Source organism: Nitrobacter sp. CN101, assembly GCF_055390255.1.
On the sequence record NZ_AP038833.1, the window covers coordinates 4,040,679 to 4,066,602 of the forward strand.

Sequence of the window (25,924 nt, forward strand, 5' to 3'; positions counted from 1 at the left end):
CGCGTGTGAGTTGTGCTCAGTTAGCATTGCCTCTCGCTGGCGTTGTGGCATGTTGCGCGCGCTGGGGGAGGGACAATGGCCAAAAAGACTTCGTATCTATTCTGCCGTTATCAGATTTTAGTCGACGAATCTCCGTTGTCGGCATCAGAAGAGCTTTCGCTGCTTGTTTCGGTGCTGGGTAGACCGATCGCATATAGGGTGCGTGAGCCCGATCCAGACGATTTCGACACTTACTTGATGAAGCCCCGCAGCAAATCTATGCACGGATACAGCGTGCATACCTGGGAGGTTGCTCAGGACATTAAATTCCGAGAGCGAAGTCGATACGACCGAACAAATGACGATGTTCAAAACGAGATTGTCCCTACAGATGAGATCCGACATACCAAATTTGTAGCGGTTCCTCTTCTTCGTGTTGTCGCAGTTGACGACAGCTTAAGCGAACGCTCTTTGGGTGCTAGATCTGCTGTCGGAAGATTTCGCGGTATATTAGAGAGTCATCGCGATGATATCGACGTGACGGTAAGCTTTGCTGGAACGCCGCAGGACGCTCAACGAGCACTTGAGACGTGGAGTCTTGATCAATTCAGTTTTACAGTACGCCCGTTCAATCCGACCCCGCGAAAGCCGGGGGATGTCATGGACGAATTAATGCAGAATGACGGCGTTGGCATCCTTCGCGCCATTGCTAAACCTGCCGGCGAGCAAGACATGCGCGATAGTCATGCTGGACTGATTGCCGAGGCACGCGGACTCACCGATGCTGGATATGGTCAATATGGTGCGACGGGAACCACCCCAGACGGTCTTCGCGCGAGCATAAGCCAACCTAAATTTAGCACCGAGAAGAAAAAGAATCTCGAAACTGCCGCTCAAAATCGAACGTTGAAGGTCTATATAGAGCGGTCCGATACCGCTGAAGAGGAGGAAAGCGCTGTCGTTAAAGCGCTTATCGATCTTTATGGCTGACCCGCTAGGCCGTCCAGGATTTTTCGTCGCCCTTCTCGATGACCTTCGAGACGATGTGCGTCGGTACGGACCCAAAAAGCTGATACCGACCTTAGCGGTAGCTTGTGCAATTGTGGGGATGCTGGCGGCGCTCGCCACGCCTGAAGATCACTTTTGGAATAAGGCCGAGATCTCAGTCGCGTTTTTTGCCGCGCAAGTCACCATCAACGGGCTTCTGCTAGGGCTTTCTTGGGGAAGTTTTGCAAAAATTTATGAGATCGCTTCCCGACCCGAAATGGCAGCGTTTCTGCGAAAACATAACCTTCTTAATACTTATATCTTCCACGTGGACTTTATTCACATTGCGCAGGTCGCGGCTCTTTGCCTATCGGGCATGGCCTTGTTTCTGAGCGTTTTGGATCGGCTGCCATCTTTCCTGTCCGACTATGTGAGCCTGCTTTCCGTACAAAGGACGGTAATGGCACTTTCAGTCGCGAGCAGCCTTTATGCGCTTCGCTATGCGTTGGGCGCCGTCAGACTCATGCAAGACCTCGTTTGGTACAGTGCAAGATTGGCAACCAGTGGCGGCCAGCAGGATTTGGTCGTTCGCGAAGGCGGAAAGTCTGGTTGATCGAGCTCAGCGGAACGTCTCTGGCAGGTCCTAACTTGCATTTCTCGTAGCTTATGGCTGTAATCGCACTTCAGTGTTTTGGGGAAGACTAACGTGGCGATTGGTACTGTGAAGTGGTTCAACGAACAAAAGGGCTATGGTTTCATTCAGCCCGACGACGGCGGCAAGGATGTGTTCGTCCATATCTCTGCCGTGGAAAAGGCAGGATTCACCGGCTTGGCAGAGGGCGCTAAGGTGTCCTACGAAGTCGTGGCGAACCGCGGCAAAGAGAGCGCGGAGAACCTGCGGATAGGCTAGTGAGCTGAGCCGGATGTACGCTCGCTCGCGATGTGGATGGCCCGGGCTATGCTTCGGGCCATTTGCTTTTCCGCCGGCAGCTCGCTTGCAACTCAATCCCGCTCCGGCGGGGTTTTCTATTCCGGGTCCGCTTGAGCAGCGGCGATCAATTCAAAAGAAACATGCCGTAGAGGGACACGACAACAACGGCTAAGCTTCCGACAGCCATTAACATCAGAAAGTAGCGTTGGAGCAGTTCGCTGCCTGGAGTCACTGGGCGCTCCCCTAGGATGAGAGCTTATAAACGTTCTAGCACGATTTAGTTGCATGGAGCTGAACGCTCAACTCATTCCATCGGGCGCAAAAAGGCCCGCCGGGGAAGCGCCAGCGGGCCAATTCGGGTTCGGTACTGCGCGGTAATCAGTCCCGTTCCGGGCGATTCAACGCGGGGGGTAAAAGAGCGTTCCTCAATCTATCTATAGTAAGACATTCGGGCGCCCGGTTTTTGAACCCCTAGTTGCGATTATTTTTCTGTACGAGCTTTCGTCTCTAGCAGATCGGGTTCATCGCGGAGGCGGACACCTTCAGCAACGTTCTGGCGATCAATGCTGGCGCGGATGTAAGCCTCGAGGTCGTCTCCAAGCTCGGCTTCGACCTGCTCCTTTGAGAACCCCTGTTCGCGCGCAGCATTAAGCAGGTTATCGGCCAAGCGCTGAACGGCGGCTTGACCCTGACGAGCGCCCTCTTGTTCGTCCGCGTGAACGCTTACGTCGAGCCAGAAGTCGACGAACTCTTTTGCTGTAGTCATGGCGCTACCATACGGCCCTGCCAGGGAATTGCTCAAGCGGATCGGCGGGCAACCACCAAAAAGCCGTGAGGCACGCGCTCCGGTCACGACTACCGCTTCGCCTTCAGCCCGAGCAGCTTGCGGGCGGCGGCGTCCCGATCTGCAAAGCGGCGTGCTTGTATTTCAGGGGTTCACTGATTGTTCGATTCATTCAATGACTCAATCATAGCGCGATGATCCTCGACTTCATCCGGCGTCATCTTCTGAAAATCCTCTTCAGAATAAGACGGATCTGCTCGAATAATAAATTCCTCTTCATTAAACTTTCCGGATACCAGCCGCGAACCGTCATCAAACCAGTATGACTTGTGTTCACCAAACGTTTCGGTGGCGATCCGCCCCCAATCGCCACGAGCCAATTCGTCCTGCACTTCTTCGATCGCGACTGCGCCGCTTCCTGCTTGTTTCTCTGTGAGGAAATCTTGCGCCTTTCCCATCTCTCGGGTGCCACACTCTGTATAGGTCGTGGTCCGCCGCATGGGTGCCTCCATTCTTAGACAAATACTTGAGCCGGCGAGAGAGAAGGGTGCGGAAATCTGGGCGGGTCAGCCGCACCGAGCGGATGCTTCCGTCGTCCACCGGGCATTACATTTAGAACAGTGCCGCTTGTTGGTGACGACATCGGACGAATATTGCGAACTCACCGATGCTGCGCAAAAGCAGGTGTTGGGTCCCTCGGGACGCGACCATCGAACAGGAAGTTCACGAGCAACACGATTTGCCCATCTGCGCTCAGAACTTTTCTGAAGATGTTTCGGGTAGACCATGGCGTACATAGCGAGCTCCCTTTTGTGGGCGGGAGCACTGGAGTGTCTCTCTGTCGCTGGCGCCTGTTGGTATCGTGCCTACGATATTCTCTATATAGGAAGTCCACTGACTTTAACTAGGGCGCGCATCCAACCAGCTAAAGCGCTGGATCTGTAGCCCTGGCTGCCGCGAACGTCGCGACTAGCAGTTCGCCCACTGTCACTTGTGCTTCGCCTTCAGCCCGATCTCTACGAGGCGGCGGATGGCTTCGGAGCGGCCTGGTTCGTCAGGCTGCTTCGCGGCCCACGTATCGACCGAGGCAATAAACTCGTCTGATAAGCGCATGGTTCGAACGGGATCTTTCCCTGTCGCAGGCCGGCCAGATCCGGGCCGCGCGCCACCGTGCGCCTTGGGTATTGCCTTTTTCATGACTATGTAATACCGTTTCCAAGCTTGGAAAACAAGCGGCCCGCCACGGTGCTGAAGACACCGCGACGAGCCTGGCCCAAACTATGAGGTAAGTCATGGCTCAGGTTGTTTCTGAGAATAGCACAGCTGTGCTCGCGAAAGATGCTGGCATAGGCCAGACCTTCGCAGAACGTCGTTCGCACCCCCACAATCCAGCCGCCGCGGCTGCCCAAGATCGTCGAGCCGGCAAAGCCCGCCAGCGCGTCAAAAAGCTACGGGAAAGGGCATCCGCCGAGATCGACCGTCTGATCGCCTTCCTCGATGTCAGCGACGGCTACACCATGGACGAGCGGGAGGCAGACGGCGATTTTGAGCCCGGGCTCGGCTGGACCCGCGGCGGTGCGACAGGCGGCACGCTCGACGTTGAGGAGGGCTTCAGCCATGTCGGATCCTAACGGACGCTCGCCTTTGGATACCTCCCGCCGCGGCTTCCTAACCAATGCGGCCGCCTTGACCGCTGCTGGCACCGCAATGGCTCTGACGGCTCATGTAGGGCCGGCTGAGGCGTTGGCAGTGGTGAAACGAATTTCAGACGAGAATTCGTTTCCCGCTGACGCCGACATTGAACCGTTCTTTATCGATACGAGAATTCGGATTCGCGACAGCCTGTCCGAATGGAGGGCCGTCAACGCCGAGTGCAATATGCGAGATAGAGCGGTTAGGGACTGGGAGAAACGAAATCCGCTGCCCGACCTTCGCTTGCCGGGCGATGAGGGCTACAGCGAGACTTACCGCAGCGATTGGCATACACGCCACCAGAACGCGATGCGCCAAGCTCGACTTGTCCCGCCCAAGGTCAAGAGAAGCGAACTCGCCGCCGCTTACATTGTGGCGGTCAAGGAGTTTGCTGCGTTTGACGCTACGAACCTTACCGAGCTGAGGTTCAAGACCGAAACAGCGGCAATGATGGATAGCGCCGACGGCATAATAGCTCGCTCGGTGTTATTCGACATCATGAGGCTAGGAGAGGATGGCGCTTGGGGGAATGCTAGCGACCTCAAGATCGAGCAGGTGGCGCCATGACAGAGGACCAGAGGAAAGCGGCCGAGTGGGCCATCTTAGAGGAATGGCTGCAGGCAGAGATCGATATCGCCGCCTCAATATCGCTGCTGCCCGCGGAGGCCGAAAAGAAGGCGGTGGCCCATGTCGAACCTTGAGAACTGGCATCGGCGCCAAGCTCTCGCTCTGGCAAGTCAGTTGCCGGACAACGCCAACGACGCCCTGCTTGTCATCGAGGCTACGCGGGAAATCGTAGAGCGGTTCCTGATGCCAAAGCGGGTCGAACCGCTTCCCGAAAATGTGCTGACTCTCCGCAAGTGAGAGGAAATCAGCCCGCCGGTGATATGCTGGCGGGCTAGTTACAGATTCGAGGAAATTGTGACGGTTCCGGCAACAATCAATGAGGCGCTAGCCCTAGATCACATTGCGGAATGGGTCGCCTGGACACACTCGAACAAGATTGAAGTGCTCGGTGTGAGCGCCGGCATGTTGGAGCCACATGACGGCCGGAAAGTTGCGATCCACATGTTCAAGCTGTTCGCGGCGGGATCCCTCAATAACCAGATGTTACTGGCTGACTATGCTCGGCAGGGGTGGGGGCTCGCCTATGATGCCTTGGAGCAGCTTTGGCTCGAACAGATTAATCGCGGCGAACCAAGCAGTTTTCTTACTATGTTTATGTCTGAAACAAAAAAGTTTCCAATCAAACGGAGGCCGGGCGAGAGCCAGCAATCGCACCTGCTCCGGGATATAGCCATTCTCTTCATGGTGGATGAATTGCGGCGCCCTCCGTTCAATATGAAGCCGACACGGGGCGCAACTGCAAGATCAAATGGCGGCTTACCGAGCGGTTGCTCATTGGTTGCCGGTCAGTTGGGCCTTTCCGAAGACTCGGTCGACAAAATCTGGAAACGCCTGAAGTCTCATCTCTGACCCGTAGGTAAAAGTTCGGTCCCGAAGAATTCCTATGACCTGGCGCGCCAGCCTTGCGAAAACGGTAGCGAACGTTGACGAATTGCACGGAAGGGCAAATGACTCAGGAACAGGACTTCAATTCGATCGGACCGGACACGCCTTTGCGGCTAAAGGCAGCGGCCGCGATCGCGTTCCCGGACGGGTCCATGACGGCCAGTGGTCTGCGACGCGAGATAGGCCGCGGTCGGCTGGCATATGAGCGCATCGCCAACAAGGATTTCACGACACTCCGCAACATCGAACAAATGAGGGCGGCATGCCGCGGCCATCGAAAGGAATACGATTGTTCACACGGCGGCGGCGAGGTCGCCCGGCCGTCCTCGTTATCCTCGACGGATCAATCGAAGTCAGCACTGGCTGCGGCCCAGACGATCGCAGAGCAGCTGAGAAGGCCCTCGCCGACTACATTGCCAGAAAGCACCGGCCCGCATGGAAAAGTGGTCACCCTTCCGAGGTAGCTGTCGCTGACGTGCTGGCCTTTTACGGTAAGGAAAAAGCACCGACGAACGCTCACCCCGAGTTAGTGGGATATCACTTAATCCCATTGCTGAAGCACTTCGGCTCCAGCACTTGTTGGGAGATCAGCGGTGAAAGTTGCAGATCTTACGCCAAACGCCGGATGGCGGGAGAGCTTGGCCGGCCTGTCAAATCAGCCACGGCGCGACGTGAACTCGTGACGCTGACTGCGGCGCTGAACTTTGCGTACCTCGAACGGAAGTTGTCCCAGCCCGTTCCAGTCGCCCTACCCGCCGACAGCGAGCCACGAAAAAGGTGGCTCACGAGGGAGGAGGCGACATCCCTGATCGCGGGCGCGTTGGGCTTCACAGCGACGGCGTTTGACGTCAAATCCCGCAACCCGAGTCGGTGGGGCCGCCTATTTCAGCCGTCTTATCATGTTGCTCGCTTTATCCTGATTGGCCTTTACACAGGTACCAGGCACGAAGCGAACCTCAATATGCGCTGGGGCGTGAATTCTAAGGGCGGCTGGTTCGATCTAGATCGCGGCGTCATGTATCGCCGCGGCGAGGGCGAAGTCGACAGCAACAAGCGCCGCGTCCCAGCCCCCATCCCGGACCGCCTTATCCCGCATCTGAAGCGTTGGCGGCGCGCGACCACTATCGGCCCCGTCGAGTATGCCGGGAGGTTGATCGCAAAAGAGCGCAGGGGATGGCATCGCGCGCGGGAGCTAGCTGGACTGGCTGAAGACGTGACGCCACACGTGCTCAAGCACACCTGCATCACTTGGCTTCTTCAAAACGGGGTGCCGATCAGACAGGTTGCCGGCTTCGTCGGCACCACAGAGAAGGTCATAGAGACGACGTATGGTCACCACTCGCCCGAGTTTCTGAACGCAGCGCGAACAGGATTCTCTGGGCGAAGCTTGGGCGGCCGAAAATGAGAGGAGTGATTATTTTGGCTAAGTCATTGAAAAGAATGGTGGGCGCGACAGGGATCGAACCTGTGACCCCTACCATGTCAAGGTAGTGCTCTCCCGCTGAGCTACGCGCCCGGAAACTTCCGAAAGGAGTCGCCGGTCCTATATCGGCTCCCGCGCGGACAGGCAAGGATCAGCGGACAATAATGAATCAAGCCGCCAGCATCTTGTTCACTTCGCTGACCAATTCACGCAGATGCACCGGTTTGGACAACACCTTGGCGTTCTTCGGCGCCTGGGAATCGGAATTCAGCGCGACGGCCGCAAAGCCAGTAATGAACATGATCTTGATGTCGGGATCGAGTTCCGAAGCGCGGCGCGCCAGCTCGATGCCGTCCATTTCCGGCATTACGATATCGGTGAGAAGCATTTCAAATGGCTCCTCACGCAGCCTCTGATATGCTGACAGGCCGTTGTCATAGGACGATACCTTGAAACCGGCATTCTCCAGCGCCTTGACCAGAAATCGGCGCATGTCGTTGTCGTCTTCGGCAAGGAGGATTTTGTGCATGATGGAGGTCATTGGAGCCCGGCTGGAGGAGCAGTCACTATAAGCCAAATCTGGTAAATTTGGAGTGAAAACGAACTTTGGCTTGGCAGAAGGGTCGTGATTATCGACAATGCAAATTCAGGAACGCCTGTCCAGACAAGTTCGACAGGCGGCTGCGCAAGGACGACGCCGGCGATGAACCAGTTTGACGGTGACCAACCGCCTTTCGAGATCGCTGAGCCGGCGATATGGCGATCCCCCATCATCTTTAACTCTCCTCATTCCGGTTCGGTCTATCCGGAGCAATTCCTGTCCGCTTCGCGGATCGATCTCGCTGGCCTGCGCCGGTCAGAAGATTCATTCATGGATGAATTGATCGGCGGCTTGACCGATGCCGGCTTTCCAGTGGTCCGGGTTAACTTCCCCCGCTCCTACGTGGACGTAAACCGCGAACCTTACGAGCTCGATCCTCGAATGTTCACCGGGCGGCTGCCGAGCTTCGCCAACACGCGATCGATGCGGGTCGCCGGCGGTCTCGGCACTATCCCGCGCGTGGTCGGCGACGGCGAGGAAATCTATCGCGAACGTCTCGCCGTGGATGATGCGCTCGGCCGAATCGAACTGCTCTACAAACCCTATCATCGCGCGCTGCGGCGGCTGATCCATAAGGCCCATCAGACGTTCGGAACGGTCATCCTTGTGGATTGCCACTCGATGCCATCGACCGGAATCTCGTTTGATGAACCGAAGCGACCGGACATCGTGATCGGTGATCGCTATGAGACCAGTTGTGCGCCGCAGCTTCCCAACGTCATCGATGACGTGATGAGAGGCCTCGGCTACTCGCTCGCCCGCAACAAGCCCTATGCGGGCGGATTTATCACCGAACATTACGGAAATCCGGCCAGCGGGCTGCACGCGGTTCAGCTCGAACTCAACCGAGCGGTCTACATGGACGAACGGCGGCGTGAGCGCGGACCCCGCTTCCGTCAGGTTGCAACGGATTTCCTGACGCTCGCCGATGCCCTGGCCGCCATCCCGCTCGGCGATCTCGGCTCCTTCCGGTCCGCCGCAGAGTAGATTCCCGGCGTTCAATCAATGTTCGGAAGTGCCGCAAGGAAAGATTGCCTTGGCGACCCGAACCGACGGCAGTCCATAAAGATGCAAGTTTTCTGAAGTTCAGATCGACGAGGACGGCGAAAGCCTGGATGGTCCTTTGCAAAGCCGCGCAAAGAAGCAAAGAAAAAGGGCCGCTCGTCGAACAAGCGACCCAAGTCTAGGGAGGAAACGCCCAAGGAGGGCTAGCGATAGCGCCGTGGCTACCGCACCGCAACAATATGTAACCGCGCTGCACAAAATGCAAGGGATTTCGAGCGATTTCCTTTCAAATAGCTCTAGTTTCATCATCCATGTGGTCTTCTCCGGTTCATTGAGTCTCGACTCAAACTGTTAATTTATTAAGTATTTCAATATTTTAATCTGATTTCGGCACGATCCTCCCGGATCAACCCAGAGCGTTCAAGGCGGCAACATCCGATCCACGATCGATGCAGTCCCGGACCCCGCAGCGATAATGCGAGAGCGGGAAAACTGTGCCGCGATGGAATGGCAGACGATGCGATATCCGATCCGGACATGTATAGGAGGCGACTTAGCTAGGGGTCGTAGCGCCCGAACATTGCCCGGTGAGGTATAGCGTGACGGTGATTGACTTTACCGCCTTTATTGACCGTCTCGCGACGGCCTCGGGCGAAACCATCCTGCCATTTTTCAGAACGACTCTTCTCGGCGTCGAAAACAAGAGCGCCAGTCGCGACTTCGATCCGGTAACGGAGGCCGATCGGGCGGCCGAAGCCGTAATGCGCCGGATGATCCAAGCGAACTTTCCGGAGCACGGCGTCGTCGGCGAGGAATTCGGCAATCAAAACGAAGACGCCGAATATGTCTGGATGCTGGATCCCATCGACGGCACAAAATCCTTTATCGCAGGTTTTCCGATTTGGGGCACGCTGATCGCACTGCTTCATCGTGGAATGCCGGTGTTCGGCATGATGCATCAACCCTACATCGGCGAGCGGTTCAGCGGCGACAACCGCTCCTCTCGCTATCGAGGACCGTCGGACGGGCGCAAACTTGCGGTGCGGCGATGCCCGTCACTTCAAGAGGCAACTTCGTTCACGACAAGTCCCCTCCTAATGAATCCCGACGATCGCGCAGCATTCAACAAAGTCGAAGCCGAGGTGCGGCTGACCCGCTATGGCGGCGACTGCTATTCCTACTGCATGCTAGCCGCGGGCCATCTCGATCTCGTCATTGAGACGGAACTGAAACCCTATGACATCGCGGCGTTGATACCGATCATTACCGGGGCTGGCGGCGTGATCACAACATGGGAAGGGAAGCCGGCACAGGGCGGCGGCCGCGTCGTCGCCGCTGGCGACCGCCGCGTCCACGAGGCCGCACTGAAGTTGCTGAATTGCTAGAGTTTGATTCACGCAGTTGAATCGGACACGAAAACTAGAACAGCGGCGTGCCAGGCACGAAGGCGTCGAAGGCGGCCCAGAACTGGGCACGGTAACGACCCTGTTCCTGCAGGATTTCATGCTTCGATCCGGCGATGACGAGGTGCAACCCGCTGCGGAGGTGATAGGCAAACTCCTCGATAGCCGGAGTGGAGACGATGGCGTCGTTGCCGGCCGCGATCAACAGCAACGGCTGACGGATCTGTGACGGGTAACTTGCGACGCGAAAATCGTGCATCGTCTGGAAGGCTGTGTCGGCCCACGCCACTGTCGGAGAAGCAATTCCCAGCGTGGGGTCCTCCTCAAGAATTGCGACATTGCGGGCGAATCGCACGGGATCGCTGGTCAAGGGATTGCCGACGAAACTGGCAACGCCGGTGAGTTGGTCGCTTCCGCCGGGAACGTAGCGGCCGCCCTGCCCGAATAGTCGCATCGCACGCAGCAGCGCACGCGCTGGGAGCGAATTGCGATGTCCTGGCAGGTCGATCATCGGCGCCGACAGCACGATGCGGTCGAACCAGCGCTTGCCGGCATGCGCCACCCGCAGCAGCACTGCGCCCCCCATCGAATGCCCCAGTGCAAAGTATGGCGGCGGACAATCCGGCAGCACCACCTGTTTTACGAAGGCACGAACGTCGATTTCGTAGTCGGAGAAACGGCGCACGTATCCCTTGCGCGGATCGAGCAACTGCCGCGACGAAAGCCCCTGCCCGCGCCAGTCGATCATCGCCACCGCGAATCCCCGGTCGCGCAGGTCGCGTACGGTCTCGAAGTATTTTTCGATCTGCTCGCCGCGTCCGGCAAACACGCAGACGGTCCCCTTACGCCCTTGCGTCGGCGGCCAGCGCGCGAAGCGCAACTCGACCCCGTCAGAGGTTCTTACGGTGCCGCTAACGCAATTCTCCGGAACCGGATTTGCAGGGATTGAAACAAGCCTCATGACCGAACCGGCTGGAGGAGAAAGAGCGGGGCGCCTGGAAGCAGGCGTATCCCCGCTCTTGAACGTGCCTGAATTCCCTCCCATATCACTTTCGTGCAGGCCGCTACCAGTGGTCCGAAAACGGATCATCAGGCTGCACACAGACGAAAGCCCGGCCCGATTGGCGGGCGGGTTCTTTACATGTCGCTCGATGGAGGACTGAACCATGCGTACTTTCGATCTCGCCCCGTTTTACCGTTCCACTGTCGGATTTGACCGGCTCTTCAATCTGCTCGATCAGGTCAATGGCGACGCGCCAGGCTATCCGCCCTACAACATCGAGCGTACCGGCGAGAATGCGTACCGTATCAGCGTCGCTGTCTCCGGCTTTGCCCCGAACGAGCTCTCCATCGTCGCGAAGGAAAACACGCTGACGATCAAAGGCGAGAAGGTCGCCAATGAGAATGGCAAGGAAAAATCCGAGGTGCTGTATCGCGGCATCGCGGCCCGCGCCTTCGAACGCGCATTCCAGCTGGCCGATTACGTTCAGGTGAAGAACGCCTCGCTGGAGAACGGGTTGCTGCATGTCGATCTCGTTCGCGAGATTCCGGAGGCCAAGAAGCCCCGCAGCATTCCGATCTCGACCAGCACGCCCGCCGCACCGGCGGTCGAAAAGGCGGCAGCTTGATCGTTTCGACCCTCGGGTCATTAGAAACCGCAGCGCCCCGGCAAGACCGGGGCGTTTTTTTGCGCGGCCCCGGCATTTTGCCGATGGTGGACAACCCGTTCAATGGCCGCTCCAGCGCAACTTCACCGCGGAGCGATCTCGGCACCGATCGGGCGGTCCTTGAGCTGGAGCAGGGCGTGTTCGCTACAAATCCAGGGCGCCGTGCCGCATATCCGCCACGCAATCAGGGACTTTCAGACGCTTGTGTGTTAGAGAAAAATTTGGCAATGTCACAGTTAGGACAGCAACACTGTCTTAATTCTTGACTTTTGGCGTATCGGCGATCGGCTTGGCAGAGCTTTTGCCGCGAAATGCGGTCCTCCGAAGCCGGTCGGGCAGGACGGCCATAGTTGCCGGGGATTTGAGCGCCCTGGTTTGAACTCTAAAACTTCGGCTCTCGGCGTATGGGTGTTGCTCCAAAGTTGTCGATCGGTGCCACGACCGTCGACGGGCGCCAAGACGCGGATGACGTTTCGGAATGGAAAAATCCCGGCCGGGAAAGGGTACTGGAGTTAAGATGAGCGCGCCATCGTTCGAGCGGGAGAACACCGGACTGGAACCATTGACAGCGGCTTCGGTCACGAAACCGCTTGAACCTGCGCATCAGCAGGCCGTCTATGAACATACCTGGCGGCCGCCGGCGGAAGGCTTCTACGACCTCGCCCTGGAAAAGGATTCCTGCGGCGTCGGTTTCATCGCCAACATCAAAGGCAGGAAGTCGCATCAGATCGTCTCCGACGCGATCAGTATTCTCTGCAACCTCGAACATCGCGGCGCAGTCGGCGCCGATCCGCGCGCCGGAGACGGAGCGGGCATACTCGTACAGATTCCGCACGTCTTTTTTGCACGAAAGGCAACGGAGCTTGGTTTCACGCTGCCAAGGGCCGGAGAATACGCCGTCGGCGCACTGTTCATGCCGCGCGAGACCGCCTGGCGCGAGATCATCCGGAGCATCATCGCCGATCAGATCAAGGCCGAAGGCCTGACCCTGCTCGGCTGGCGCGAGGTGCCCACCGACAACTCCTCGCTCGGTGACACCGTGAAGCCGACCGAACCTGCCAACATGCAGGTGTTCATTGGCCGCAACGGCACCGCCGCGACCGAGGACGAGTTCGAACGACGGCTCTACATCCTGCGCAAGTCAATCTCGCAGGCGATCTTCGAACGCCGCGAGCGCGGTCTCGCCGGCTATTATCCGGTGTCGATGTCGTGCCGCACAGTGATCTACAAGGGAATGTTTCTCGCCGACCAGCTCGGCAGCTACTATCCCGACCTGCACGAGCCGGATTTCGAATCAGCATTGGCGCTTGTACATCAGCGCTTCTCCACCAACACCTTCCCTACCTGGTCGTTGGCCCATCCCTATCGCATGGTCGCGCACAACGGCGAGATCAACACGTTGCGCGGCAACGTCAACTGGATGGCGGCGCGGCAGGCGTCGGTACATTCCAATTTGTACGGCAAGGACATCAGCCGACTATGGCCGATCTCCTATGAAGGCCAGTCCGACACGGCCTGTTTCGACAATAGCCTCGAATTCCTGGTGCAGGGCGGCTATTCGCTCGTGCATGCGGTCATGATGATGATCCCCGAGGCGTGGGCGGGCAATCCCCTGATGGATGAAGAGCGACGCGCCTTCTACGAATATCATGCGGCACTGATGGAGCCGTGGGACGGTCCGGCGGCGATCGCCTTCACCGACGGCCGCCAGATCGGCGCGACGCTCGACCGCAATGGCCTGCGTCCGGCGCGCTATCTGGTCACCAGCGATGACCGCATCGTGATGGCGTCCGAGATGGGCGTGCTCAAGATTCCGGAAGATCAGATCATCACCAAGTGGCGGCTACAGCCGGGCAAAATGCTGCTGGTAGACCTCGAGCAGGGACGCCTTATTCCTGACGATGAGATCAAGGCCACATTGGCGAACAGCCATCCATACAGGGCGTGGCTTGGCCGCACCCAAATACAGGTCGAGAACCTGCCGGACGCGCCAGCAAAAACCGCCCGTTCGAACCTGCCGTTGCTGGATCGTCAGCAGGCATTCGGCTATTCGCAGGAAGACATCAACATCCTTTTGACGCCGATGGCGTCCATCGGCGAGGAAGCGTCGGGCTCGATGGGCAACGACACGCCGATCTCGGCGCTGTCCGACCGTCCCAAGCAGCTTTTTACCTACTTCAAGCAGAACTTTGCACAGGTCACCAACCCTCCGATCGACCCCATTCGCGAGGAACTGGTGATGAGTCTCGTCTCGATCATCGGACCGCGGCCGAACCTGTTCGATATCGAAGGTCTCGCCTCGACCAAACGGCTCGAGGTACGGCAGCCGATCCTCACTGACGCCGACCTTGAGAAGATCCGCTCGATCTCCGATGTCGCGGAATCGCACTTCGTCTCGCGCACCCTCGATATCACCTTCCACGCCAGCGTTGGCGCCGACGGCTTGGAGCAGGTGCTGGGCGCACTTTGCGCGTGCGCAGAAGCCGCAGTCCGCGAAGGCGTCAACATCATCATCCTGTCCGACCGACTGATTGGCATCGACCGGATTCCGATTCCCTCGCTGCTCGCCTGCGCCGCTGTGCATCATCATCTGATCCGCGTCGGCTTGCGCACCTCGGTCGGCCTCGTCATCGAATCCGGCGAACCGCGCGAAGTTCACCACTTCGCCTGTCTCGCCGGTTACGGTGCGGAGGCGATCAACCCCTATTTGGCGTTCGAGACCATCATAGCGATGAGGGAACGCCTGCCAGGCAGCCTTGACGACAAGGAAATCGTCAAGCGTTACATCAAGTCCATCGGCAAGGGCATGCTCAAGGTGATGTCAAAGATGGGCATCTCGACCTATCAATCCTATTGCGGCGCGCAGATCTTCGACGCCGTGGGGTTGAAGGCCGAATTCATCGCAAAGTATTTCGCCGGCACGCACAGCCGCATCGAAGGCGTAGGCCTCAGCGAAATCGCGGAAGAAACCGTGCGCCGTCATGCCGATGCGTTCGGTGACGTGCAAATCTATAAGACCGCACTCGATGTCGGTGGCGAATACGCCTACCGCACCCGGGGCGAGGATCACGCATGGACTGCCGAGTCGGTATCCAACCTGCAGCACGCAGTGCGCGGCAATTCGCAGGAGCGCTATCGCGCGTTCGCAAAGACACTCAATGAACAGTCCGAGCGCCTGCTGACGCTGCGCGGTCTGTTCCGGTTCAAAACCGCGGAAGATGACCAGCGCAAGCCCGTCGCCCTCGACGAGGTCGAGCCGGCGAAGGAGATCGTCAAGCGCTTTGCGACCGGCGCCATGAGCTTCGGCTCGATCTCGCGCGAAGCTCATACCACGCTCGCGATCGCGATGAACCGGATCGGCGGCAGGTCGAATACTGGCGAAGGAGGCGAGGAAGCCGACCGCTTCAAGCCGATGCCAAACGGCGACTCGATGCGCTCGGCGATCAAGCAGGTCGCCTCGGGGCGCTTCGGCGTCACCACGGAGTATCTGGTCAACTCGGATATGATGCAGATCAAGATGGCGCAGGGCGCAAAGCCCGGCGAAGGCGGACAGTTGCCCGGCCACAAGGTCAACGCGACCATCGCGCGCGTGCGTCATTCAACGCCGGGCGTCGGCCTGATCTCGCCGCCGCCGCATCACGACATCTATTCGATCGAGGACCTCGCACAGCTCATCTACGACCTGAAGAACGTCAATCCGGACAGTCTGGTTTCGGTGAAGCTCGTTTCCGAGATCGGCGTCGGCACGGTCGCCGCCGGCGTCGCCAAGGCCCGCGCCGATCATGTCACCATCGCCGGCTTCGAGGGCGGCACCGGCGCCTCGCCGCTAACTTCGATCAAGCACGCCGGTTCGCCGTGGGAGATCGGGCTTGCCGAAACCCACCAGACACTGGTGCGGGAGAAGCTACGCTCGCGCGTCGCCGTACAGGTCGACGGCGGCTTCCGCACCGGCCGCGACGTCGTGATCGGCGCGCTGCTCGGAGCCGACGAATTCGGTTTCGCCACTGCGCCGCTGATCGCCGCCGGCTGCATCATGATGCGTAAGTGTCATCTCAACACCTGTCCGGTCGGCGTCGCGACTCAGGATCCGGTGCTGCGCAAGCGCTTCACCGGCCAGCCCGAGCACGTTATCAACTTCTTCTTCTTTGTCGCCGAGGAGGTGCGCGAGATCATGGCCGAGCTCGGCTATCGCACCTTCAACGAAATGATCGGCCAGGTGCAAATGCTCGACCAGAGCGCGCTGGTGACGCACTGGAAAGCCAAGGGGCTCGACTTCTCGAAGCTGTTTTACCGGCAGAAGGAAGCGCCGGGTCAGAAGGTCTATCACGCCGAGGAGCAGAACCATCACCTCGACAAGGTGCTGGACCGCAAGCTGATCGCGCAGGCGAAGCCGGCGCTTGACCGTGGCGCACCAGTGACGATCGAGACCACGATCAACAACACCGACCGTTCAGCCGGCGCGATGCTGTCGGGCACTGTCGCGAAGATTTATGGCCATGCCGGCCTGCCGCTCGACACCATCCAGGTCCATCTCAAGGGCACAGCCGGGCAAGCGTTTGGAGCCTGGCTCGGGCGCGGAATCACCTTCGACCTCGAGGGCGAAGGCAACGACTATGTCGGCAAGGGCCTTTCCGGCGGACGAATCATCGTGCGGCCGCCTGCAAACTCCGGCATCGTCCCGGAAGAGTCGATCATCGTCGGCAACACCGTGATGTACGGCGCGATCGAGGGCGAGTGCTACTTCCGAGGCGTCGCCGGCGAGCGCTTCGCCGTGCGCAACTCCGGCGCGGTCGCGGTCGTCGAGGGCGCCGGCGATCATTGCTGCGAATACATGACCGGCGGCATCGTCGTCGTGCTGGGCAAGACCGGACGCAACTTCGCGGCCGGCATGTCCGGCGGCGTCGCCTATGTGCTCGACGAGGCGGGCGATTTCCCGAAGCTCTGCAATCTCGCGATGGTCGATCTCGAGCCGGTGCTGTCGGAAGAGATGATCAATGCCGGCACCTATCATCACACCGGCGACCTCGAGGCGCACGGACGCGTCGATGTGTTCCAGAATCTGCTGAGCTCCGATGTCGAGCGGCTGCACGTTCTGGTCATGCGCCACGCCAAGCTCACCGGCTCGAAACGCGCCGAAGATATTCTCGCGAACTGGAAGGCCTACTTGCCGAAATTCCGCAAAGTGATGCCAGTGGAATACCGCCGCGCGCTGAAGGAAATGAAGACCGACGCCGACGCCGAACCGAAGATCGCGATCGGTGCGTAAGAATTGATGACACGGGATCGGTTGTGGATTGTGTTTTCGACCCTAGTCGGACTTTCCGTGCCTCTCGCGATCTATCTGGTCAACGGGGCTCTAGCGCCCTGGGTGTTCATCCTCGGTGCCACGATCGGTTTCAGTTTGTGGTACTATAAGATTCCTCTGCTGTGAGTACAAAACGCCGTGGGTAAGATTACCGGTTTTCTCGAGATTGACCGCAACGACCGCAAATATGCGCCGGTCAGCGAGCGTGTGACGAACTTCAAGGAGTTCGTGATCCCGCTATCCGAGAAGGAGACGCGCGACCAGGCTGCGCGCTGCATGAACTGCGGCATCCCCTATTGTCACGGCACCGGCTCGGTCGCGCCGGGCACATCCGGCTGCCCGGTCAACAACCAGATCCCGGACTGGAACGACCTCGTCTACCAGGGCAACTGGGAAGAGGCCTCGCGCTCGCTGCACTCGACCAACAACTTTCCGGAGTTCACCGGCCGCATCTGTCCTGCGCCGTGCGAAGCCTCCTGCACGCTGAACATCGACGACAACCCGGTCACCATCAAGACGATCGAATGCGCCATCGTTGACCGCGCCTGGGACAACGGCTGGCTGAAACCGGAGGTCGCGACGCAAAAGACCGGTAAGAAAGTCGCCGTGGTCGGGTCCGGCCCCGCCGGCCTTGCTTGCGCGCAGCAGCTCGCGCGCGCCGGCCACGAGGTGCATGTCTACGAGAAGAACGCGAAGGCCGGCGGGCTGCTGCGCTACGGCATTCCCGACTTCAAGATGGAGAAGAACGTCATCGACCGCCGCCTCGCGCAAATGCAGGTCGAAGGCGTGATCTTCCACTACGGCAAGCCGGTCGGTGGTGCCGCAGCAGACGCGATCGATCCGGCGCAGCTCGTCGGAGATTATGACGCGGTGGCTTTGACTGGCGGCGCGGAAGCGCCACGCGATCTGCCGATCCCCGGCCGCGAACTCGCCGGCATTCACTTCGCGATGGATTTCCTGCCGCAGCAGAATCGCCGCAACGGCAACGAAAAATTCGACGCGGCGGACATCTTCGCGACCGGAAAGAACGTTGTGGTGATTGGCGGCGGCGACACCGGCTCGGACTGCATCGGCACCTCGTTCCGGCAGGGCGCTAAATCGGTGACCCAGCTCGAAATCATGCCGGCGCCGCCGGAGCATGAGAACAAGGCGCTGACGTGGCCCAACTGGCCCTTGAAGATGCGCACATCGTCGAGTCAGGCCGAGGGCGCCAAGCGCGACTACGCGGTATTGACACAGAAGTTTTCCGGCATCGACGGCAAGGTGACCAAGCTGCACTGCGCACATGTCGACAGCAAGTTTCAGCCGATCGCAGGCAGTGACTTCGCGCTGGAAGCCGATCTCGTGCTGCTGGCGATGGGCTTTGTGCATCCGGTGCACGAGGGTCTGCTCAAGACGCTCGGCCTCGACCTCGACCAGCGTGGCAACGTCTGCGCCAATACGCAGGACTTTCAAACCTCGCTACCAAAAGTGTTCTCGGCCGGCGACATGCGCCGCGGCCAATCGCTGGTCGTATGGGCGATCCGCGAGGGACGCCTCTGTGCTCGCGCCATCGACCAGATGCTTATGGGATCTACCACGCTGCCACGATGAGCCGCGCGGCTTGTTATTCGGCGGCATCATTTCTGGTCGTTATCAAGGCCACCCCGGCAACCGATCTCATCTTGGAATTGGCCAATTTGTAGGCACGCATCGCCAGTCATCCACACGCCGAACGTAAACCGTGCACAGTGACAATCTGTGAATTGATCACCGTCCTCCGCACGTTACTGTCATGACAAAGTGGGGGGCGACGAAGTGGCGACATCGCGTTGGGTGGTTTTCTTGATCGTCATCCTTCCGATCGCACCTGCACAGGCAATGTCCCGTTACGTCGCCGTTAGCGCCGGCTCATTCTTCGCCGCTGCCGCGCGCTGCGAGGAACAGAACCTGATTACGCCCGGTCAAGCTGAGTATCTTCTGAAAGCGCTCGATCCCTATCTTTCGAAATCCGACAAGGAAAACATGGCGACCGGCGACGCGCACGGCAAAAAGAATTCGCAGGTGTTCGTTGAGGCTGAGAAAAAATGGGTGAGATTCACGCCTGACGCAACGAGTTGCTACCGCGTGCAAGGCGTGCTCGACGACTACAGGGCACAGCTAGGAGAATAAGACCGCAGCGAACCTATCGTGCCCGCATGAAGCGAATGTGCGCGAAACAAACGCATCAAACAAAAATATAGTTGCCTTCTGATTGCTGTCCTTTTGTCAGCGCAGTTCATGAATCGAAACGTCGGGCCGATTCGGCAACTATCGCGAGAACAGATCCGAAAAGAATCCTGGTAGTCCGAAAGCAGCAGGCGGACGTGACGGCGCTTGCGATCTTCCCGCCTGCGCAGGCTGGAAGGCGCGGGGTCCCGACGATCCGTTCGACTGCGCTTGCTGAGCGGAAGAAACGGGTCGCGGCTTGTTCGGCTTCGTGACGGAAGCGGCGTTGTTACCCTCCGGTGCCCCCGCAACCGGCACATCGCCCTTGGCTGGTTCAAGGCCGACCTCGCGCCGCGGCCAGACGAAATCGTCGGCACGCCCGGCGGGCGCGGATAACGGTTCGCCCCTCACCAGCGTTCGCGCAGCCAGCGCGTCGATTGCCGCGGGGCGGCTGCCGGGACCACCGAGCAACTGGTCGGTCCCGAATGAAGAGGCCACCAACGGCACGATCGGACCAGCCAGCGGACGCGGCGTCGGCTGCCCCGGTTTGATGTCGGTATCGGGCGTGCCAGGCTCAGTGGGGATTGCGACCGGCCCCGACCGCGCCGCCAGCACGCGCGTGATCTCACGCTCGACATAATGGGCGAGCTTGCGCGCGCCCGCCCTGGTGAAGAATACGCCGTCGTATGAGCGCAGACGGCGGGTCTGACCTTCGAAATCCGGCCCCTGTTGGATATAACGGCCAGCCTCGTCGACGAACCCGTCCCAGATATCGACGTACGTGATACCCGCCTTACCCGCGGCATCCCGATAAAGCGAGTTGAGGAACAGCATCTCGGCCGTTGATTTTGTACCGCGCAAAGCAGGCAAGGCGACCCAGAACACCGGCACGCCCTTCGACTTGAGCACCGTGATCATTTCGTCGATCTTTTTGCTGTAGAGGTCCGCCCAGCGATCGCTGCGGAACTCGGCAACCCCGTTGGGCGAACGCGCGCTTTTCTCCTTGGCAATGGCGGACTGATCGCCGACGGCCTCGTCCGGAGATAGTTCGGAATCGGTCGGCTTTCCGTCGGACTCGGTGGCGGCTTCATCCGTCTTGTCGTTCTTAGCTCCCTCCTTCTTGTTAGCATCGGCCTTTTTCTTGTCGTCCGTTTTGTCGTCCGCCTTGCCGCTCTTGTCCTTTTCCGGCGCTTCGCGAATCGCCGTGCGATCGTGCAACCCGAGCATCACCACGATGGCGTCCGGTCTTTCGGTCGCAAGAATGGCTTTCGCCGCGGCCGCCCAATCCGCGGGCTCGCCCTTCGGCTGATAGTGAATGAGGCCGGAAACCGTCTTATGCTTGCGGATCACGCCCATGTCGGGCGTTTCGCTGAGAGCATCCTCGATGCCATAAGCAAGCCAGTCGGCCATGGCGTCACCGAGCACCAGCACATTACGCTCGGCCACCGTGTCCCGCTTTTCAGGCGGTGGCGCGTGTGAATTATTTTCGGCTGGCCGCTGCTGCTGCTGTTGTTGCCTTGGCGGCGGTTGTTGAAAGGGTGCGAAGAAAGGATTGTCCGAACCGAACCAGCCTCCGCCTCCGCCCCCACCTCCGCCGCGACGCGCCGGGGCTGACGCCGGGCGGTCAAAACCGAAGTTGAAAAACTGCGCCGACGCGGGCGCGGTGGCCAGCGTCGCAACAACAACCGCCAGCGCGATCCATGGTCCACGTTGGGTTAGTCGGCGAAGCAACGATTTGGGTCCGGACATACGCTCAATCGCAAAGGAAAACCTGACAATGCCATAATAACGAAATCGGGCCGCAAGCGGGCGATTTTCACGCCAAAATCGGGGTGTAAGCTTGCGGCCTCAAGTATGCAGTACCCCATTCCCTTGGCATTACCTTGATGCCCAGGCCGCCCTACCGCCGCCGCAGCCGTTCCAGCGCGTCGGACGACGCAAAACCATCGGCAGGCGCCCCGACAGAAGCCTGAAAGCCGCGCAGTGCCTCCCGCGTCTGGCTACCGATCTGGCCGTCGGGAGTTCCGCGATAAAAGCCCTGCCGGACCAATAGCTGCTGTAACTCGAGCCGCTCGGCACGGGATAGCACCCGCTCCTGCCGTGGCCACGGCTGCACGAAGGGTTCCCCGCCGCGCAACCGATCGGCAAAGTGGCCGATCGCCAGCGCATAGGCCTCCGCCGGGTTGTACTTCATGAAGACCCGGAAATTCTGCAACATCAGAAAACATGGTCCCCCAGCACCAGCGGGCGCAAGCAGATAGGCGCGGTCGGAGGAATATGGGAACGCCTTGTTGCCGGCACGCCGGATGCCGAGATGCTCCCACTGTGCAAGCGTCATCGCTTTGGCGCTGTCCGCCAGCATGTAGTCGAAGTTTTTGGGAACGACCACCTCGTAACCCCAAGCCCTGCCGGTCTGCCAACCGTCTTTCTTCAGGTTGTTGGCGGTGGATGCGATCAGGTCGGCGGGATCGTCGACCACGTCGCGTCGGCCATCGCCGTCGCCATCAACCGCGTAACGTTTGAATGCAGTCGGCATGAACTGCGTAGGGCCGAACGCGCCCGCCCATGAGCCGTGCATCTGCTCCGGCCGCAGATCGCCCCGATTGAGGATCTCAAGCGCGGCCAGAAACTCGTCCCGGAAATATGTCTGGCGGCGGCCGACGCATGCCAGCGTCGCAGTCGCTTGCAGCACGCTGCGATCGCCTATCCGCGTCGAATAATTCGACTCGATGCCCCAGATCGCCGCGATGGCGTAACGGTCAACACCATAGGCCTTCTCCGCCGCGTCGAACTGGCGCTTGTAGCTCGCGAGGACTTCGCGGCCACGCGCGAGCCGCGCATCGTTGACCAGGATATCGAGATAATCCCAGATCGCCTTGGTGAATTCCGGCTGCGAGTCCATCAGGTCCATGATGCGGAGATCTGGCGACAATCCCGCAGTGAAGCGCTCGAAATTTTCGCGCGTAACGTGACGTCGCGCCGCGTCAGGCCACATGGCCGCAACGCAGTTCTGGAAATTCGCCGCGGCTTGACGAATCGCGCTCGCAGTCATCAGCGGATGACCAGACGCACCGTCCTCGCCGCTCCAGGGTAACGCCTCCGAACCTGCGGCCTGCTTCGGGGCGGGCTGAAGCTGCTCCGATCCGCCGCGCGGCGGCAGGGACGCGCCCTGCCCGCCATTCTCGACCGACCCGGTGAAAAGGTTGTCAAGGAAACCCTGGATGCCGTTGCCATTCGATGCCTGGGCGCGCGCCTCGCCTGGCGGCACAAGCACTGCAAGCGCTAAAACGGCCGCCATACCTATTCCGCGCATCCATCCTTGCATCACAGTCGCAACCATTCCGGACCTTTATCTGACCTATATTTGATGGAGTATCCTGATCTCAGGAGGGCCTGTCACGGTTTCCATCGGCTTAACAGCGAATCTTTTTCCTGCCTGCCGGGGACAGTCGGCCGCAGCTTGAACCTAACCGGTTCATGCGCCGACGGAACTCCGCTTGAAGCGGCAGGGCACCTGACCGGGAATAGAGGAACACATTCACCGCATCTTATGATGCTTCCCCACAGGGTCACCGGCAGCAACCACATATCCATCTTTGTTCCCGGCTGCAAAACCGGCTAACAACGTACCAACTGATCGTATCATCCCGCCTGCAAAACAACCCACAGAATCGATATGAAAATCCGCAAAGCCGTTTTTCCGGTTGCCGGCCTCGGCACCCGCGTTCTTCCTGCCACCAAGGCCATGCCGAAGGAAATGCTCACGATTGTCGATCGGCCGTTGATCCAATACGTGTTCGACGAAGCCAAGGAAGCCGGCATCGAGCATTTCGTGTTCGTTACCGGCCGCAACAAGAGCGCAATCGAGGATCATTTCGACCGCCAGTTCGAACTGGACGAAACGCTGAAGGCGCGCGGCAAAAAGACCGAGATGGATCTGCTGGCTCAATTCCAGGCCGAAGCGGGCGCGGTGAGTTTTACCCGACAACAGGCGCCGCTCGGGCTTGGCCACGCGGTGTGGTGCGCCCGCGACATCGTAGGCCACGAGCCTTTCGCGGTGGTGCTGCCGGACGAACTGGTGCTGAACACGCCGGGCTGCCTCAAGCAGATGATGCAGGCCGCGGAGAATCTCGGACCGAAATCCAACATTGTCGCGGTGGAAGCGGTGCCCGACGACATGACCCACAATTACGGGATCTGCGGAGTCGGCAAGCGCAACGGCAATACCTTCGAGATCGAGGGCATGGTGGAGAAGCCGCCGAAGGGCACAGCCCCCTCTAACCTTTCCATCACCGGGCGCTACATTCTCCAGCCCGAGATCTTCGAAATTCTCGGAAGCCAAGAACGCGGCGCCGGCGGCGAAATCCAACTCACCGACGCCATGATCGGCCTGTCGAAATCGCAAGCCTTCCATGGTCTCGAATTCGCTGGCGAGCGCCACGACTGCGGCTCGCGAGCGGGTTTCCTGCGCGCCAATATCGCTTACGGGATGGCGCGCCCCGACCTTCGCGAGGGCCTGCGCGCGGAAATGAAGAAATATCTCAGGACGTAATAAGGTGCCGAACTACGATGCGTTGCGCGATTACCTGAAACAACAGACGCAGATCGAATTCGTCCTGAGCTTCGCGCAGATCGAGCAAATTATCGACGACGATCTTCCGCGAGCGGCGCAGCGCGCGTCGTGGTGGGATACGACACGTGCGGAGAAGGAACGGATGCCGCAACGTGAAGCCTGCATCGAAGCCGGCTACGTCGCAACGCGTCTTGGCGACAAGGAGGGGGTGCGTTTCCGCCGAGCCGATGCAAAACGGCCGCGCTTCAAGTAGCTGTGGCGGAGAAGCGAGTCGTGCCTGCTTCCCGCGTTGGAGCCTTTCACGCGAACCGGTATCCACTTCGCTCGAAAACGCTATACCGCCGGCCATCGCCCAAAGGACGCTGCTCACGGATTCGTGGCCTGCCACGACATAACGACCGGTAACCAAACCGGCCATCTCCGCGTATCTTGAACACGTACGCTGCAAAAACGGCGCTGTTGTGCGGCATACCTTTCAACCGTGCCAAGGACTCACGCATGACCCGCAATCCGTTCTGCCGCAGGGCCTTCGCCGTCGCTACTGTCGTTGGCGCAGTTGCGCTGTCGTGGCTCCTTTCCGGAGCATCCCGCGCCGAAGACGCCGTGATCATTCCGCCGCCGGCTCTGGATGTGAAGGCTGCCGACGGCATCCAGACCGCGGTCATCGCCGGCGGCTGCTTCTGGGGTGTGCAGGGGGTGTTCCAGCACACCGCCGGCGTGGTCAACGCGGTCTCGGGTTATGCCGGCGGCGCGAAGAAAACCGCCGAATACGAACTGGTGAGCACCGGCGCCACGGGACACGCGGAGTCGGTCGAGATCAAGTTCGATCCAAAGCGGATCAGCTACGGAAAAATACTGCAAATATTCTTCTCGGTGGCGCACGATCCGACCCAGCTCAACCGCCAGGGGCCGGACACCGGCACACAATATCGCTCGGAGATTTTCGCGCTCAACGACGAGCAGAAGAAAGTCGCCGATACCTATATCGCCCAACTCAACGCCGCCAGGGTCTACAACAAGCCGATCGTGACCAGGGTTGGAACGCTGCAGGGATTTTTTCCAGCCGAGACCTATCATCAGGATTACCTGACGCTGCATCCCGACCAACCCTATATTGCATATCATGACCTTCCGAAGGTCCGGAATTTGCAGAAGGTTTTCGCACCCGACTATCTCCAGAAGCCGACGCTGGTCGGCAGCGCCAGGAACACGAACTGAAGAATAGAGGAGGAGTCATGCCAGACAGCAGGACAATGCCAGCCAAAATCACGAAGAGCGACAGCGAGTGGCGCAAGGAACTGACACCAATGCAATATGCGGTCTTGCGCGAGAAGGCGACCGAGCAGCCGTTCTCCGGCGAATACGAGCACGAGCGCCGCACGGGTACCTATGTCTGCGCCGGATGCGGGCAGACGCTGTTCGAATCCGACACCAAGTTCGATTCGGGGTGCGGCTGGCCGAGCTTCACCGCGCCTGCGGTCAAAAGTCACATTGATGAGGAGCACGACACCAGCCACGGCATGATCCGAACCGAGGTGCTCTGCTCGAGATGCAGCGGTCATCTCGGCCATGTCTTCAATGACGGTCCGGGGCCCACCGGTTTGCGTTACTGCATCAATTCAGCTGCCGTTAAACTCGAGCCCAAATAACGGCGGCGGGCCACCTCGAATTCCGCCCTTCTCGCGCCACGATGGTCCCGGCTGTGGGTGGACACTCCAATCTGACCCGACGGGGCGAGAGTAAACGGCTCACCCCGGGGCCATCTTAGTAGATTGCCGAACTTTTTATCGAAATTCTGGTTTTGGACCCCGGATTCATTATCCCGGCCCTAAAAGGTCGCAATTTCTGCCCCGCGCACCTATATAACTGTTCATC

The 25,924-nt window shown here is 59.5% G+C and carries 26 protein-coding genes and 1 tRNA gene; 19 read left to right on the plus strand and 8 right to left on the minus strand.

The window, feature by feature from the left end; translation table 11 throughout:
* Nucleotides 1–75 precede the first annotated feature (75 nt).
* The 3 genes from ACZ5IL_RS20235 to ACZ5IL_RS20245 all read left to right on the plus strand — a co-directional run bounded on the left by ACZ5IL_RS20235 (nt 76) and on the right by ACZ5IL_RS20245 (nt 1,876).
* Nucleotides 76–969: a hypothetical protein gene (locus ACZ5IL_RS20235; protein WP_464594240.1), complete on the plus strand. Its 894-nt coding sequence runs from the start codon at nt 76–78 to the stop codon at nt 967–969.
* Complete coding sequence (locus ACZ5IL_RS20240; RefSeq protein WP_464594241.1) at nt 962–1,579, plus strand: hypothetical protein; 618 nt, start codon at nt 962–964, stop codon at nt 1,577–1,579. The genes ACZ5IL_RS20235 and ACZ5IL_RS20240 overlap by 8 nt, the downstream gene beginning before the upstream one ends.
* Nucleotides 1,580–1,672: 93 nt before the next feature.
* The gene (locus tag ACZ5IL_RS20245) at nt 1,673–1,876 is read left to right on the plus strand and encodes a cold-shock protein (protein ID WP_464592280.1); all 204 of its coding nucleotides are present in this window, start codon (nt 1,673–1,675) and stop codon (nt 1,874–1,876) included.
* A 502-nt stretch (nt 1,877–2,378) separates the two neighbouring features.
* Here ACZ5IL_RS20245 and ACZ5IL_RS20250 read toward each other — a convergent pair.
* From ACZ5IL_RS20250 to ACZ5IL_RS20260, 3 genes are all read right to left on the minus strand, one after another.
* Nucleotides 2,379–2,663 carry a hypothetical protein gene (locus ACZ5IL_RS20250; protein WP_464592466.1) on the minus strand — a complete coding sequence of 95 codons (285 nt, stop codon included), beginning with the start codon at nt 2,661–2,663 and terminating at the stop codon, nt 2,379–2,381.
* A gap of 170 nt (nt 2,664–2,833) precedes the next feature.
* Complete coding sequence (locus ACZ5IL_RS20255; protein WP_464592464.1) at nt 2,834–3,181, minus strand: hypothetical protein; 348 nt, start codon at nt 3,179–3,181, stop codon at nt 2,834–2,836.
* A gap of 487 nt (nt 3,182–3,668) precedes the next feature.
* Nucleotides 3,669–3,878: a hypothetical protein gene (locus tag ACZ5IL_RS20260; RefSeq protein ID WP_464594242.1), complete on the minus strand. Its 210-nt coding sequence runs from the start codon at nt 3,876–3,878 to the stop codon at nt 3,669–3,671.
* A 95-nt stretch (nt 3,879–3,973) separates the two neighbouring features.
* Between ACZ5IL_RS20260 and ACZ5IL_RS20265 the strand changes: the two genes are divergently transcribed.
* The 6 genes from ACZ5IL_RS20265 to ACZ5IL_RS20290 all read left to right on the plus strand — a co-directional run bounded on the left by ACZ5IL_RS20265 (nt 3,974) and on the right by ACZ5IL_RS20290 (nt 7,290).
* Nucleotides 3,974–4,312 carry a hypothetical protein gene (locus tag ACZ5IL_RS20265; RefSeq protein ID WP_464594243.1) on the plus strand — a complete coding sequence of 113 codons (339 nt, stop codon included), beginning with the start codon at nt 3,974–3,976 and terminating at the stop codon, nt 4,310–4,312.
* Entirely contained in the window at nt 4,299–4,940 is a 642-nt protein-coding gene (locus tag ACZ5IL_RS20270) for a twin-arginine translocation signal domain-containing protein (RefSeq protein WP_464594244.1), read from the plus strand. Before ACZ5IL_RS20265 ends, ACZ5IL_RS20270 begins: the two co-directional genes overlap by 14 nt.
* Nucleotides 4,937–5,074 carry a hypothetical protein gene (locus tag ACZ5IL_RS20275; RefSeq protein ID WP_464594245.1) on the plus strand — a complete coding sequence of 46 codons (138 nt, stop codon included), beginning with the start codon at nt 4,937–4,939 and terminating at the stop codon, nt 5,072–5,074. The genes ACZ5IL_RS20270 and ACZ5IL_RS20275 overlap by 4 nt, the downstream gene beginning before the upstream one ends.
* The gene (locus ACZ5IL_RS20280) at nt 5,061–5,237 is read left to right on the plus strand and encodes a hypothetical protein (protein ID WP_464594246.1); all 177 of its coding nucleotides are present in this window, start codon (nt 5,061–5,063) and stop codon (nt 5,235–5,237) included. The genes ACZ5IL_RS20275 and ACZ5IL_RS20280 overlap by 14 nt, the downstream gene beginning before the upstream one ends.
* 57 nt (nt 5,238–5,294) lie before the next feature.
* A complete protein-coding gene (locus ACZ5IL_RS20285; protein ID WP_464594247.1) occupies nt 5,295–5,849 on the plus strand; it encodes a hypothetical protein in 555 nt (184 codons plus the stop codon).
* Between the two features lie 298 nt (nt 5,850–6,147).
* On the plus strand, nt 6,148–7,290 hold the full coding sequence (locus ACZ5IL_RS20290) for a tyrosine-type recombinase/integrase (RefSeq protein ID WP_464594248.1): 1,143 nt from the start codon (nt 6,148–6,150) through the stop codon (nt 7,288–7,290).
* Nucleotides 7,291–7,326: 36 nt separating this feature from the next.
* On the opposite strand, the gene ACZ5IL_RS20295 is transcribed toward ACZ5IL_RS20290, so the two are convergent.
* Together ACZ5IL_RS20295 and cpdR are read right to left on the minus strand one after the other, a co-directional pair.
* Nucleotides 7,327–7,401 (minus strand) — tRNA-Val (locus ACZ5IL_RS20295).
* Nucleotides 7,402–7,477: 76 nt separating this feature from the next.
* Nucleotides 7,478–7,840 (minus strand): cell cycle two-component system response regulator CpdR, encoded by a 363-nt coding sequence (gene cpdR / locus ACZ5IL_RS20300; RefSeq protein ID WP_425909818.1) that lies wholly within the window; start codon nt 7,838–7,840, stop codon nt 7,478–7,480.
* 171 nt (nt 7,841–8,011) lie between these two features.
* Between cpdR and ACZ5IL_RS20305 the strand changes: the two genes are divergently transcribed.
* Both ACZ5IL_RS20305 and hisN read left to right on the plus strand, forming a co-directional pair.
* On the plus strand, nt 8,012–8,896 hold the full coding sequence (locus ACZ5IL_RS20305; RefSeq protein ID WP_464594249.1) for an N-formylglutamate amidohydrolase: 885 nt from the start codon (nt 8,012–8,014) through the stop codon (nt 8,894–8,896).
* Between the two features lie 617 nt (nt 8,897–9,513).
* A complete protein-coding gene (hisN, locus tag ACZ5IL_RS20310; protein WP_425906824.1) occupies nt 9,514–10,299 on the plus strand; it encodes a histidinol-phosphatase in 786 nt (261 codons plus the stop codon).
* Between the two features lie 34 nt (nt 10,300–10,333).
* Here hisN and ACZ5IL_RS20315 read toward each other — a convergent pair whose 3' ends face one another.
* Nucleotides 10,334–11,278, minus strand: coding sequence for an alpha/beta hydrolase (locus ACZ5IL_RS20315; protein WP_425906826.1), 945 nt, complete (start codon nt 11,276–11,278; stop codon nt 10,334–10,336).
* A 205-nt stretch (nt 11,279–11,483) separates the two neighbouring features.
* On the opposite strand from ACZ5IL_RS20315, the gene ACZ5IL_RS20320 reads away from it, so the two are divergent.
* The 4 genes from ACZ5IL_RS20320 (at nt 11,484) to ACZ5IL_RS20335 (ending at nt 19,440) form a co-directional block, all read left to right on the plus strand.
* Nucleotides 11,484–11,945, plus strand: a complete 462-nt coding sequence (locus tag ACZ5IL_RS20320; RefSeq protein ID WP_079445907.1) for an Hsp20 family protein — start codon at nt 11,484–11,486, stop codon at nt 11,943–11,945.
* Between the two features lie 556 nt (nt 11,946–12,501).
* Nucleotides 12,502–17,250: a glutamate synthase large subunit gene (gene gltB, locus ACZ5IL_RS20325; protein ID WP_464594250.1), complete on the plus strand. Its 4,749-nt coding sequence runs from the start codon at nt 12,502–12,504 to the stop codon at nt 17,248–17,250.
* Nucleotides 17,251–17,427: 177 nt separating this feature from the next.
* Nucleotides 17,428–18,882, plus strand: coding sequence for a glutamate synthase subunit beta (locus ACZ5IL_RS20330; RefSeq protein WP_464594251.1), 1,455 nt, complete (start codon nt 17,428–17,430; stop codon nt 18,880–18,882).
* A 204-nt stretch (nt 18,883–19,086) separates the two neighbouring features.
* Nucleotides 19,087–19,440, plus strand: a complete 354-nt coding sequence (locus ACZ5IL_RS20335) for a hypothetical protein (RefSeq protein ID WP_464594252.1) — start codon at nt 19,087–19,089, stop codon at nt 19,438–19,440.
* 138 nt (nt 19,441–19,578) lie between these two features.
* Here the strand turns inward: ACZ5IL_RS20335 and ACZ5IL_RS20340 are convergent, their stop codons facing one another.
* Complete coding sequence (locus tag ACZ5IL_RS20340; protein WP_464594253.1) at nt 19,579–21,225, minus strand: SGNH/GDSL hydrolase family protein; 1,647 nt, start codon at nt 21,223–21,225, stop codon at nt 19,579–19,581.
* A 151-nt stretch (nt 21,226–21,376) separates the two neighbouring features.
* Entirely contained in the window at nt 21,377–22,816 is a 1,440-nt protein-coding gene (locus ACZ5IL_RS20345; RefSeq protein ID WP_464594254.1) for a lytic murein transglycosylase, read from the minus strand.
* A gap of 336 nt (nt 22,817–23,152) precedes the next feature.
* Between ACZ5IL_RS20345 and galU the strand changes: the two genes are divergently transcribed.
* From galU to msrB, 4 genes are all read left to right on the plus strand, one after another.
* Nucleotides 23,153–24,028, plus strand: a complete 876-nt coding sequence (gene galU / locus ACZ5IL_RS20350) for a UTP--glucose-1-phosphate uridylyltransferase GalU (RefSeq protein ID WP_464594255.1) — start codon at nt 23,153–23,155, stop codon at nt 24,026–24,028.
* Between the two features lie 4 nt (nt 24,029–24,032).
* Nucleotides 24,033–24,302, plus strand: a complete 270-nt coding sequence (locus tag ACZ5IL_RS20355) for a DUF7662 domain-containing protein (RefSeq protein ID WP_464594256.1) — start codon at nt 24,033–24,035, stop codon at nt 24,300–24,302.
* Between the two features lie 245 nt (nt 24,303–24,547).
* Nucleotides 24,548–25,267, plus strand: coding sequence for a peptide-methionine (S)-S-oxide reductase MsrA (gene msrA, locus ACZ5IL_RS20360; protein ID WP_464594257.1), 720 nt, complete (start codon nt 24,548–24,550; stop codon nt 25,265–25,267).
* Nucleotides 25,268–25,284: 17 nt separating this feature from the next.
* The gene (gene msrB, locus ACZ5IL_RS20365) at nt 25,285–25,698 is read left to right on the plus strand and encodes a peptide-methionine (R)-S-oxide reductase MsrB (protein WP_464594258.1); all 414 of its coding nucleotides are present in this window, start codon (nt 25,285–25,287) and stop codon (nt 25,696–25,698) included.
* Nucleotides 25,699–25,924 lie beyond the last annotated feature (226 nt).

Bases quoted from the DNA above. Each gene is read 5' to 3' on its own strand.
- ACZ5IL_RS20235 (WP_464594240.1), top strand. From the start codon at position 76: ATGGCCAAAAAGACTTCGTATCTATTCTGCCGTTATCAGATTTTAGTC.
- ACZ5IL_RS20240 (WP_464594241.1), top strand. From the start codon at position 962: ATGGCTGACCCGCTAGGCCGTCCAGGATTTTTCGTCGCCCTTCTCGAT.
- ACZ5IL_RS20250 (WP_464592466.1), bottom strand. From the start codon at position 2,663: ATGACTACAGCAAAAGAGTTCGTCGACTTCTGGCTCGACGTAAGCGTT.
- ACZ5IL_RS20255 (WP_464592464.1), bottom strand. From the start codon at position 3,181: ATGCGGCGGACCACGACCTATACAGAGTGTGGCACCCGAGAGATGGGA.
- ACZ5IL_RS20260 (WP_464594242.1), bottom strand. From the start codon at position 3,878: ATGAAAAAGGCAATACCCAAGGCGCACGGTGGCGCGCGGCCCGGATCT.
- ACZ5IL_RS20265 (WP_464594243.1), top strand. From the start codon at position 3,974: ATGGCTCAGGTTGTTTCTGAGAATAGCACAGCTGTGCTCGCGAAAGAT.
- ACZ5IL_RS20270 (WP_464594244.1), top strand. From the start codon at position 4,299: ATGTCGGATCCTAACGGACGCTCGCCTTTGGATACCTCCCGCCGCGGC.
- ACZ5IL_RS20275 (WP_464594245.1), top strand. From the start codon at position 4,937: ATGACAGAGGACCAGAGGAAAGCGGCCGAGTGGGCCATCTTAGAGGAA.
- ACZ5IL_RS20280 (WP_464594246.1), top strand. From the start codon at position 5,061: ATGTCGAACCTTGAGAACTGGCATCGGCGCCAAGCTCTCGCTCTGGCA.
- ACZ5IL_RS20290 (WP_464594248.1), top strand. From the start codon at position 6,148: ATGCCGCGGCCATCGAAAGGAATACGATTGTTCACACGGCGGCGGCGA.
- ACZ5IL_RS20305 (WP_464594249.1), top strand. From the start codon at position 8,012: ATGAACCAGTTTGACGGTGACCAACCGCCTTTCGAGATCGCTGAGCCG.
- ACZ5IL_RS20315 (WP_425906826.1), bottom strand. From the start codon at position 11,278: ATGAGGCTTGTTTCAATCCCTGCAAATCCGGTTCCGGAGAATTGCGTT.
- ACZ5IL_RS20320 (WP_079445907.1), top strand. From the start codon at position 11,484: ATGCGTACTTTCGATCTCGCCCCGTTTTACCGTTCCACTGTCGGATTT.
- gltB (WP_464594250.1), top strand. From the start codon at position 12,502: ATGAGCGCGCCATCGTTCGAGCGGGAGAACACCGGACTGGAACCATTG.
- ACZ5IL_RS20340 (WP_464594253.1), bottom strand. From the start codon at position 21,225: ATGTCCGGACCCAAATCGTTGCTTCGCCGACTAACCCAACGTGGACCA.
- ACZ5IL_RS20345 (WP_464594254.1), bottom strand. From the start codon at position 22,816: ATGGTTGCGACTGTGATGCAAGGATGGATGCGCGGAATAGGTATGGCG.
- galU (WP_464594255.1), top strand. From the start codon at position 23,153: ATGAAAATCCGCAAAGCCGTTTTTCCGGTTGCCGGCCTCGGCACCCGC.
- msrA (WP_464594257.1), top strand. From the start codon at position 24,548: ATGACCCGCAATCCGTTCTGCCGCAGGGCCTTCGCCGTCGCTACTGTC.
- msrB (WP_464594258.1), top strand. From the start codon at position 25,285: ATGCCAGACAGCAGGACAATGCCAGCCAAAATCACGAAGAGCGACAGC.